Origin of the sequence: uncultured Clostridium sp. (genome assembly GCF_934754925.1) — a bacterium.
Lineage (GTDB): Bacteria > Bacillota > Clostridia > Clostridiales > Clostridiaceae > Clostridium.
Genome location: NZ_CAKVJA010000116.1, coordinates 1 through 1,618 on the forward strand (window position 1 = coordinate 1; position 1,618 = coordinate 1,618).

Sequence of the window (1,618 nt, forward strand, 5' to 3'; positions counted from 1 at the left end):
CATATTCTTTTATAGCTTCAACTACACCACCAACTACAGCTTTAGGCGCATTATCTCCACCCATACCATCAACAACTATTCTCATACTTGTCCTCCTTATGTATGTTCTTATATAAAACTATTTATAATTACAATTAGTACTAGTATTTTACAGTAACTATTTTATTTTTTCAACTTTAATTTATTTTTATATTTTAATAAAAAAACATGTAGATTACTCTACATGTTTTTAAATATCACTATTCAGCTACTATTTCTTTACCTTTGTAGTGTCCGCAATCTGGACAAACTCTGTGTGGTAATTTTGGTTCATGACATTGTGGACACTCTACGAATCCTGTTGCTGTCATTTTTGAGTTAGCCGCTCTTCTCATTTTAGTTTTTGATTTAGCTGTTTTACGCTTAGGTACTGCCATTTAAGCCACCTCCTTAGTCATTTTTAAATAAATCTTTTAATTTAGCAAAACGTGGATCTATTTCATCCTCGTCATTGGCAATTTGGCTACATGCACAGGTTTCCCTATTTAGGTTAGCTCCACATCCTTGGCAAAGACCTTTACAATCTTCTTTACAAAGAGATTGTGCTGGTAAATTGAAAATTAATGTTTGGCCTATTATATCAAGTAAGTTTACTTCGTCACCGTCAATAATAAAAGCATCATAATCTTCAAATTCATCTTCGTCAAAATCTGCTTTAACTAAGAAACCTTCTATAGCATATTCTATTGGTACTTTAACTTCATCTAAACATCTAGCACAATTGTCTATTATTTCGAAGCTGACATTAGCATCTATATAATATCCTTTATTGTTTCTAGATATTTTACCTATTAGGTTTAGGGGTGAAGCTATTTTATATGTGTTCTCACAATAATTAATAGTATCAATTTTTTGTGAAAAATTCAAGTCTATTTTATCAGTTTCTTTTCTGTTTAACTTGTCTAGACTAATTATCATACTTTCACCTCGTTATATTACCAAATTTATTATACAAATCTAGTGAATGTTTGTCAAGTATTTTTACTTGATAGTTAAAAATAAGATATTAATACTTTTTTTGTAAATTTATTAGTACTAAAATCATTTTAAGGTAGGTCAAAGCCTACCTTAAAACTTTAAATATATTATTTACTATATAGTTAAAATTTTTATAATAATTATTTAACTAATGCTAAAGTATCTCTAGCTATCATTAATTCTTCGTTAGTTGGTATTAATAATACTTTAACTTGAGAATCAGCAGCAGATATAACTCTTTCTTTTCCTCTTACGTTGTTAGCTTCAGCATCCATTTTAACACCTAAGTATTCCATGTTTGATGCTATTGCCATTCTGTTATCTATACCATTTTCACCTAATCCAGCAGTGAATACTATTGCATCAACACCGTTCATTTCAGCAGCATAAGATCCGATGTATTTTTTAACTCTAGTGTGGTAAGCATCTAAAGCATCTATAGCTTTTTGATCACCTTTTTCAGCAGCAGCTTCTATATCTCTGAAGTCAGAAGATATACCAGTCATACCGTAAACACCAGATTGTTTGTTCATTAAGTTATCTACACCATCTGCATCTAATCCTTCTTTTCTCATCATGAAAGGTATTATAGCAGGGTCTA

General features: G+C 30.2%; 2 protein-coding genes and 1 pseudogene. All 3 read right to left on the minus strand.

Annotated elements, in window-relative coordinates; all coding sequences use genetic code 11:
- Window positions 1–239: 239 nt before the first annotated feature.
- Window positions 240–416 carry a 50S ribosomal protein L32 gene (gene rpmF / locus Q0G30_RS14305; protein WP_294391446.1) on the minus strand — a complete coding sequence of 59 codons (177 nt, stop codon included), beginning with the start codon at window positions 414–416 and terminating at the stop codon, window positions 240–242.
- 13 nt (window positions 417–429) lie between these two features.
- A complete protein-coding gene (locus tag Q0G30_RS14310; RefSeq protein WP_294391448.1) occupies window positions 430–957 on the minus strand; it encodes a DUF177 domain-containing protein in 528 nt (175 codons plus the stop codon).
- Window positions 958–1,157: 200 nt separating this feature from the next.
- A pseudogene (locus tag Q0G30_RS14315) lies at window positions 1,158–1,618 on the minus strand (acetate kinase); the annotation flags it as partial.

What these genes read in the sequence shown, in the direction of transcription:
- Q0G30_RS14310 (WP_294391448.1), bottom strand. Translation starts at nt 957, where the DNA reads ATGATAATTAGTCTAGACAAGTTAAACAGAAAAGAAACTGATAAAATA.
- rpmF (WP_294391446.1), bottom strand. Translation starts at nt 416, where the DNA reads ATGGCAGTACCTAAGCGTAAAACAGCTAAATCAAAAACTAAAATGAGA.